This window comes from Nostoc sp. FACHB-110, assembly GCF_014697425.1.
In the GTDB taxonomy this organism is placed as follows: Bacteria; Cyanobacteriota; Cyanobacteriia; order Cyanobacteriales; family Nostocaceae; genus Nostoc_B.
Map to the genome: position 1 here is coordinate 435,452 of NZ_JACJRU010000002.1, position 8,265 is coordinate 443,716.

7 protein-coding genes are annotated in these 8,265 nt (G+C 40.8%); 2 read left to right on the top strand and 5 right to left on the bottom strand.

Going from position 1 to position 8,265, the window contains the following annotated elements; all coding sequences use genetic code 11:
• The first annotated feature begins 76 nt into the window (after positions 1 to 76).
• Positions 77 to 2,461 carry a DHH family phosphoesterase gene (locus tag H6G69_RS04125; protein ID WP_190681973.1) on the top strand — a complete coding sequence of 795 codons (2,385 nt, stop codon included), beginning with the start codon at positions 77 to 79 and terminating at the stop codon, positions 2,459 to 2,461.
• Positions 2,462 to 2,641: 180 nt separating this feature from the next.
• On the opposite strand, the gene H6G69_RS04130 is transcribed toward H6G69_RS04125, so the two are convergent.
• The 3 genes from H6G69_RS04130 to H6G69_RS04140 form a co-directional block, all read right to left on the bottom strand.
• Positions 2,642 to 3,817 (bottom strand): AAA family ATPase, encoded by a 1,176-nt coding sequence (locus tag H6G69_RS04130; RefSeq protein WP_190681976.1) that lies wholly within the window; start codon positions 3,815 to 3,817, stop codon positions 2,642 to 2,644.
• 6 nt (positions 3,818 to 3,823) lie between these two features.
• Positions 3,824 to 4,246, bottom strand: a complete 423-nt coding sequence (locus H6G69_RS04135; protein ID WP_190681981.1) for a hypothetical protein — start codon at positions 4,244 to 4,246, stop codon at positions 3,824 to 3,826.
• A 230-nt stretch (positions 4,247 to 4,476) separates the two neighbouring features.
• The gene (locus tag H6G69_RS04140) at positions 4,477 to 4,731 is read right to left on the bottom strand and encodes a hypothetical protein (RefSeq protein ID WP_190681984.1); all 255 of its coding nucleotides are present in this window, start codon (positions 4,729 to 4,731) and stop codon (positions 4,477 to 4,479) included.
• 100 nt (positions 4,732 to 4,831) lie between these two features.
• Between H6G69_RS04140 and H6G69_RS04145 the strand changes: the two genes are divergently transcribed.
• Positions 4,832 to 5,395, top strand: a complete 564-nt coding sequence (locus tag H6G69_RS04145) for a Uma2 family endonuclease (protein ID WP_190681988.1) — start codon at positions 4,832 to 4,834, stop codon at positions 5,393 to 5,395.
• Positions 5,396 to 5,408: 13 nt separating this feature from the next.
• Here the strand turns inward: H6G69_RS04145 and H6G69_RS04150 are convergent, their stop codons facing one another.
• Together H6G69_RS04150 and H6G69_RS04155 are read right to left on the bottom strand one after the other, a co-directional pair.
• Positions 5,409 to 7,133, bottom strand: coding sequence for a WD40 repeat domain-containing protein (locus tag H6G69_RS04150; RefSeq protein WP_190681991.1), 1,725 nt, complete (start codon positions 7,131 to 7,133; stop codon positions 5,409 to 5,411).
• A gap of 470 nt (positions 7,134 to 7,603) precedes the next feature.
• Entirely contained in the window at positions 7,604 to 8,026 is a 423-nt protein-coding gene (locus H6G69_RS04155; protein ID WP_190681994.1) for a hypothetical protein, read from the bottom strand.
• Positions 8,027 to 8,265: the final 239 nt, after the last annotated feature.

Below are 8,265 nucleotides of genomic sequence, written 5' to 3' on the forward strand. Positions count from 1 at the left end.
AGGATGAAGGGTGAAGGGTGAAGGGTGAAATTTTATTGTTTAGTTTTCTACTTTTTGATTATTGACCAATAAAAAAATGCAATGGATTTTAGCAACAACTGAACAACCACCAGATTGGTTTATTCAAGCAGTGAAACAGTATACACCTGCATCAAGTGGTATTTATGCAGCACAATTATTATGGCAACGGGGAATTAAAGATACTCAACAACTAGCCGCATTTGTTAACTATCAAACTTATCAACCTGCTTCTCCCTTTGAATTTGGTGAAGAAATGCACTTGGCGGTTGCAAGATTGCAACAAGCAAGAAATACTGGCGAAAAAGTGGCAATTTGGGGAGATTTTGATGCTGATGGGATTACTTCTACGGCTGTGTTATGGGATGGTTTAGGACAGTTTTTTCGGCAAAATCATTATTTAACTTATTATATTCCCAATCGCTTGAGAGAATCTCACGGACTCAACAATCAAGGCATTGATAATTTAGCAAAACAAGGATTTAATTTAATAGTTACTTGTGACACTGGTAGCACAAATATTGATGAAATTATCTATGCCAAAACATTAGGTATAGATGTCATAGTTACAGACCATCACACCTTACCCACTGAACGCCCACCAGTTACAGCAATAATTAATCCGCGCTATTTACCAAACGAGCATCCTTTATTTAATCTTTCTGGGGTAGCGGTAGCATACAAATTAGTAGAAGCACTTTATCAAACTCTGCCGGATATTCCCAAAGACTCGTTAGAGAATTTATTAGATTTAGTCGCTGTTGGCTTAATTGCAGATTTAGTGCAGTTAAAAGGAGACTGTCGTTATTTAGCACAGTTAGGAATTCAACGACTGCAAACCGACTTTAAACAACCAGCACCAGCTAGACGCAGGCCAGGAGTAGGGCGATTATTAGAATTGTGCCAAAAAAGTGGCGATCGCCCCACAGATATTTCCTTTGGTTTAGGGCCACGCATCAATGCTGTCAGTCGCATTCAAGGCGATGCAAGTTTCTGCGTGGAATTATTAACCAGCCGCGATGCTAAACGTTGCAACGAACTCGCAGAAACCACAGAACTCGCTAACACCAGGCGAAAATCTTTACAAAAAGATGTGCAAACTCAAGTCGCCCAAAAACTCAATCAACTAGACTTATCAACCACCAGCGTCATCGTCCTCGAAGACTCCCAATGGCCAGCAGGGGTTTTAGGCTTAGTCGCCGGACAAGTCGCCCAAGAAACAGGCCGCCCAACAATTTTGTTAAGCACAGAAGGAAACGGCGACTTAGAAACAACCTCCACTCCCAACTCCCGGTTGGTGAGCGAACTTGTACTTAGCGCAGCCGAAGTAGCCGAACCACCACTCCCAACTCCCTTAGCTAGAGGTTCTGCGCGTTCTATTAATTCGGTCGATTTATACCAATTAGTCAAAGACCAAGCACATTTATTACATCGCTTTGGCGGACATCCCTTTGCTGCGGGGTTGAGTTTACCAGTAGAAAATATTCCGTTATTTACACAAGCAATTAATCAACAATTACGGCAATCTTTAGGTAGTACAAATTTAACGCCCACAGTCCAAGCAGATTTAATAGTTACTGTTGCAGATTTAGGTAAAGAATTATTTTTAGAACTCAAAATATTAGAACCTTGCGGTATGGGAAACCCAGCCCCAAAACTACTAATTCAAAACTGTCGATTTGAAAATGCTTGGCATCGCAATCAACAAGATTGGCAAGGCAAAAAAGTACAGTATATTAAAGCCGAATTTGATATTCGAGATGAATCAACTAGAAGTCCTTTTCCTGGGGTGTGGTGGGGTCATTACAAAGATGAATTGCCGCCAGGTAAATGTGATTGCATTGCCGAATTAGATTACAACAGTTTCAAAAAACGCTATGAAATTAGATTAATCGCCATCCGTCCTAGCGAAGATTTAGAACTGCATCAACAACACTCAACAAAAATTTTAGATTATCGCCACTTACCCACTCCGCACTCCGCACTCCCTACTCCCTCACTTGTCCTAGAAGAATGTCCCACCAGTTGGAATAATTTGCGCGCTTGGTGGCAGCGATCGCTCTACAATAATCAACAATTAGTCCTGGCTTGGTCTAACCCTATCCACCAACCACCGCAAGAAATTTGGGTAACACTTGTGGGAATTGCGAAATATCTCAGTCGCACAAATCAACTAGTTACCCGCAGCCAACTTTTAGACAAACTTAAGATAAGCGATCGCGGCTTACTTTTGGGCATCCAAGCTTTAAAATATTGTGGATTCACAGTGACTAGACAAGACCGTTGTTTACAAATCACCAACAATCCCCAAACTATTTCTAAAATCGATGCTGATGTAGCTATTGCCCAATTTTTAGCCGCCATCAGCGAAGAACAATTTCAGCAACAATACTTCGCCAAAGTACCTTTATCTACTGTTGTAGCAATGGTTAATCAGTATTAAGTAGTTGGACATCAATAATTGTAATTGAGCTAAGGCAGGAGTCCACTTGAGCGAACTTGTACTGAGCGCAGCCGAAGTAGTCCAAGTGAGGCAAGAAAATGAATTTCACACTTCATACTTCATACTAGCCTGCGGCAAGCCGCTGCGCGTCTACACACTTCATACTTCATACTTCATACTTCATACTTCACACTTTCCTTGTTGCACCCAGTCGCGGAAGTTGGAGTGATAAAGGCGGTAATGAGTTTCGTTGGCGATTTGTTCTTGATGTAAAAATTCGCGCCAGTTGTCTAAGATTTCTTCCACATCATATTCATCTGCATCAATTGTACGAGCGATCGCATCTACTGTGGTTGGTTGCTGTTGAACTAAAGCATTCAGCACTGCTAAGTTTAAGTCATCGCCCGTCAGCATTTGCTGTAAGTGTTGCTGATAATAGGCGGCTAAACCTGGGGGAATTAAATTGTCGGGAAATGGTTCAGAAAAGAAACCCTCAGCAATGGCCTTGAGAACTTGACTGACGTACATGAAATTATTTTCCGATGTGGCAGTGAGGCGCGTGCAAAATTCCTGCTCACTGATATTGTGATTACTCAACCAAGATTTTAGATTTGACCCATCCCCCAACCCCTCCCCTGCAAGGAGAGGGGAGTAATTCTCCTGTCCCCCCCTTCCCTCATAGGGAAGGGGGGCTAGGGGGGTTAGGTTCTTCTGAATATAACCCTCAACATCCGCTTGATTTTCCGCGCCATAATTTGCTAAATCAAGACTTTGGAACGGTGCTTCAATTAACAAACCTGAATTCTCTCGCAAAAATGGCCTGCGGGTGAGGAGAAAATAAACCCCATCAGGAAGATAACGCGGGAGATAAAATAAATTTGCACCAGGAGATTGACTATTGCGGTCAATAAAATTTAAGCCATCAATTGCAATAACTAACTTTTGATTAGGTGCTAACCCATCACTGATTTGCTGAAGTAGCAAAGATAAAAACCAACTCCCTTGGGTAGTGTTTTCCGGTTGGTTATCGAGAGATATGGCAAACATCTCTATTAATTGCGTGCAGATATTTTTTAAGAATTCCTCAGCACGATTTTTACCCGCAACTTCTACGTTGTAATAGACAACATCAAGATTATCTAGGGCATATTTAGCTAAAATTGCACTTTTACCGCTACCGGGTGCGCCAATAATAGTAAAGTAACCGCGCTGATAGCGGTGAATAAATTCATTAATTGCCGTGAAGACAAAATCGCGCCCGATAAAATTGTGGCTATTTGCGTTAATAATTTGCTCAAACTCCCTAGGGTGTCCTCTAGGATGATTAGTAGTGTGTGGTATTGGTAGTGAATTCATAATAATTTAGGCAAATTCTGGTTGTGAATTTTGAATTATTTGTAAATATTCAATAATTAGCAGACGCAAATAATCTAACATCCGCAGATAAGATTTTAGTTGTGTGTATGCTTGAGGGTTAGCGAAATAAAACTGAGCAATAGCAGGGATATCAAAGACACGCATATTTTGTAAGTTTTCTATAGCCTGTTGTTTATTGTAAATCCAACCTCTGATCTGGATTTGGCTTGCGTAACCTCTAATATCAACTGTTAAAAGTTCTAGTTCTTCTAAAAGTGTAAATTCGTCATCAGAAGTTGAATATATAGCAGAGATTTCTTTGCGTTCTTGTTTCGTGTTGCGATAGTCTTGGGTTAACTGTTCTAATAATTGAACGATATAATTTCGTTTAATTTCTGGGTTTTGAGTATTTACAGTTGCTTCAGTCATCATTTACTCCATAAGTAACTATCTTTTCTTTACCAAATTTATCGGGACGAACAATTAAATATTCATTATTTTTGCGATATACTGCTGAACCATCAGGACGATAACCCGTTTTGGGAATTCTTACTTCTCGTTTTATGTCAATACGGTTCAGTTAAGACTAAAAACCAATTCTGGCGTAGGTTGGGTTGAGGAACGAAACCCAACATTCACGCATACTTTGTTGGGTTACGCTATCGCTCCACCCAACCTACTTTTCTGCTTAACTGAACTGTATTGCGTTTTATGTTGAAGTTATCAGCTTTTCTGAGATATTTTAATGGGTCGAAGTCTTTCCTAGATGCTTGGTCTATAATACTTTGCGCGACACTGATAGATGTAGAAGCGTCCCACTCAGTTAAATATTGCTTAATTTCCGAAATTTCATCTTCAGTATATCCTTGACATAATTGTTCTAAAAATGGGTCTTGTATTGAATCATCCTGCATCGTATTTTACTAATATTTTTTCTTGAAGATGGTCAATCAATTGATAAAAGTTCTTAGTGTAAATTCATCAGAGATACAAGTTAGTCCATAGGAGTTAATCATGACTGTGCAGTTATCAAGACGGAAATTTACCGTTGAGCAATATCATAAGATGATTGAGTCGGGGATATTGACAGAGAATGACCGAGTGGAACTGATACGGGGAGAGATTATTGAGATGTCGCCTATTGGAACAAAACACGCTGCTTGTGTAAATCGCCTGATTAATTTATTGGTGCAGTTGTTAGGCAAGCGTGTCATAGTTGCTGCTCAAAATCCTATTGCGTTAAACAATAATTCACAACCGCAGCCAGATGTGGCATTACTCAAACTCCGCGATGATTTTTATGAAACTGCACACCCCCAACCCCAAGATATTTTTTTATTAATTGAAGTAGCTGATTCGACTGTGATGTATGACAGGGAAGCGAAAATACCTTTATATGCAGAAGCAAACATAATTGAAGTTTGGTTAATAGATATTAACGAGCAAATGGTGGAAGTTTATCAACAACCAACAGCCGCAGGATATCAACTGATGCAACAGTTGACTCGTGGTCAAACTTTATCTATTCCAGCATTCACTGATGTGAGTATTAGCGTCAATCAAATCTTTGGCAAATAAAATTATTTCCCTTTTATCTTCCTCTTATCCCTTCAAGACATAAAAAATGCACCCTACCTGATTCTTCCCCAGCGACAATTGTTTTGCCATCAGGTGTAACAGCACAGCAATAAATAAAACTTTCTCCTGTGAAAGTGGCAATAACCTTTCCAGTTGCCAAATTCCAGACTTTGAGGGTATTGTCACTCGATGCAGAAATGACCCTTTGCCCATTGGGAGTAACGGCGATGGCTTTTACCCAGCCACTATGACCTGTGAGGGTGAATAGTTCTTTGCCATCTGCTAAAGTCCAGACTTTGAGGGTGTTGTCAGCGGATGCAGAAATCACCCTTTGCCCATCGGGGGTAACGGCGACGGCATTTACATAGGAACTATGACCCTTGAGAGTGAATAGTTCTTTGCCATCTGCCAAATTCCAGATTTTGAGGGTCTTGTCCAAGGATGCAGAAATCACCCTTTGCCCATCGGGGGTGACGGCGACGGCATTTACCGAAGAACTATGACCCTTGAGAGTGAACTGTTGTTTACCATCTGCCAAATTCCAGACTTTGAGGGTCTTGTCCAAGGATGCAGAAATCACCCTTTGCCCATCGGGGGTGACGGCGACGGCATTTACCGAAGAACTATGACCCTTGAGAGTGAACTGTTGTTTACCATCTGCCAAATTCCAGACTTTGAGGGTCTTGTCAGAGGATGCAGAAATCACCCTTTGCCCATCGGGGGTGACGGCGACGGCATTTACCGAAGAACTATGACCCTTGAGAGTGAACTGTTGTTTACCATCTGCCAAATTCCAGACTTTGAGGGTCTTGTCAGAGGATGCAGAAATCACCCTTTGCCCATCGGGGGTGACGGCGACGGCATTTACCCAGTAAGTATGACCAATGAGAGTGAATAATTCTTTGCCATCTGCCAAATTCCAGACTTTGAGGGTCTTGTCAGAGGATGCAGAAATCACCCTTTGCCCATTGGGGGTGACGGCGACGGCATTTACCCAGTAACTATGACCAATGAGAGTGAATAGTTCTTTGCCATCTGCCAAATTCCAGACTTTGAGGGTCTTGTCAGAGGATGCAGAAATCACCCTTTGCCCATTGGGGGTGACGGCGACGGCATTTACCCAGTAACTATGACCAATGAGAGTGAATAGTTCTTTGCCATCTGCCAAATTCCAGACTTTGAGGGTCTTGTCATTGGATGCAGAAATCACCTGTTGCCCATTGGGGGTGACGGCTACGGCATTTACCCAGTAACTATGACCCTTGAGGGTGCGGATTAAGCGTCCTCCTGGCGGGGTTAAGCTTGGGTTTAAGGTACGTAGCCAAAGGGTAGTGGTTTTCTGCTGAATTTGAGTTAATAATGCTTGAATTTCTGCTGATATTTGCTGATTTAATAACCGTCCATACAATTGACTGCCTACTTGTTGCTTATCTACTACTAAAATATGTGATGACAGGCTTAATGCACCTTGAATCAATTTGAGAGTTTTGACTTTCTCAATTTTGTATTCTGGGTAATTAACTATATCTTGGCTATCAATTAAATCATAATCATCAATTAGCTGCTGCACGCCGAACTCAGGATGGTTAAGTTTTGCCACCAAAAAATCAAAATCAGTCAGATTTTGGTAATACTTTTCTAAATTTCCCGACTTCACTAAGTTTGGGGCTAAACTACCCAAGTAAGCACGTTGAAAAGCAGGATTTTGAGCCGCTAACTTGTCTGCAAATTCTCTCATTTCATGCCATTTTTTTCAAAGGATGTTTTAAAAGTCTTTTTGTGGGTAATAAAACACTTTAGATCCCCCTAAATCCCCCTTAAAAAGCAGGGCTGTTTCATTCCCTAAAAGTCCATAATTTACAAGCGTATCAATCAAAAAAGTCAGGTAGTTCAACAACTTAATTTCCTGATGAACCAGGCGATCACACTTAAATTTTCTGCTTGAAACAGTAATTTTTCGATTGCCGACTCACTAAAATTTTTGGCTGATACTCTTGACAAAATCCTCATCTGAGCGAATGAAACAGCCCTGCCCTTAAAAAGGGGGACTTTGACTCCGGTTCCCCCCTTTTTAAGCTACGGTGTACACACAAATCATTTGCTCCCTCTAAATCCCCCTTAAAAAGGGGGACTTTGACTCCGGTTCCCCCCTTTTTAAGGGGGGTTAGGGGGGATCAATCAGTGCTTGAAATCACATTCCATCACTTGTCACTTCATCCTATTTACAAGGTAGTCGGCAATGCGTTGATTAACCTCTTGAAAGAGTTTGCGTTTAGCATCTAAAAGTCGCTTGGCTTTTAAAAAATCTAAAAAACTAGCGTGATAGATGCTATAGCAGTCTTCTTTATCGATATTTTGCAGCTTCAAATATTCAACCCACTCATCTAAAATTACTTGCACACCATATTCATCTTGTTCTGCGATATCCGCAATCATCTCACAGGGAATTGGTGTGCTAATTTCCACTAAAATAAACAAAATAAATACCTTCATTTCCTGGGGCTTTTTATCCATCCCCATACGTTCCCAATGAACTTGATAATATTCTTGTAGACCATCAGGTAATTGCTTTAAACTCAGGTCATTATACTCACCCTTAGCAATTCCTGACAGAACATAACGCAGGTACATAAAGTTATTTTCACTTTTAGTTGCTACCTGCTCTACAAAATCGTCTTCAGAATACTTACGTTCTTGAATCCATTGCCGAATGGCATTTTTATAATCTGGATCGATATTTAAAAAGAAGCGAATATATTCTTTAGAGGATGTTTTAAAAGTGGAAGCGAGTCAAAAATCATGCAAGTCGTCTGACCATAATACGAATCATGGCAATATAGATGAATGTTTCTGAGGTTTCAGGAAGGCGT

Bases quoted from the DNA above. Each gene is read 5' to 3' on its own strand.
- H6G69_RS04125 (WP_190681973.1), top strand. From the start codon at position 77: ATGCAATGGATTTTAGCAACAACTGAACAACCACCAGATTGGTTTATT.
- H6G69_RS04130 (WP_190681976.1), bottom strand. From the start codon at position 3,817: ATGAATTCACTACCAATACCACACACTACTAATCATCCTAGAGGACAC.
- H6G69_RS04135 (WP_190681981.1), bottom strand. From the start codon at position 4,246: ATGACTGAAGCAACTGTAAATACTCAAAACCCAGAAATTAAACGAAAT.
- H6G69_RS04140 (WP_190681984.1), bottom strand. From the start codon at position 4,731: ATGCAGGATGATTCAATACAAGACCCATTTTTAGAACAATTATGTCAA.
- H6G69_RS04145 (WP_190681988.1), top strand. From the start codon at position 4,832: ATGACTGTGCAGTTATCAAGACGGAAATTTACCGTTGAGCAATATCAT.
- H6G69_RS04150 (WP_190681991.1), bottom strand. From the start codon at position 7,133: ATGAGAGAATTTGCAGACAAGTTAGCGGCTCAAAATCCTGCTTTTCAA.
- H6G69_RS04155 (WP_190681994.1), bottom strand. From the start codon at position 8,026: ATGTACCTGCGTTATGTTCTGTCAGGAATTGCTAAGGGTGAGTATAAT.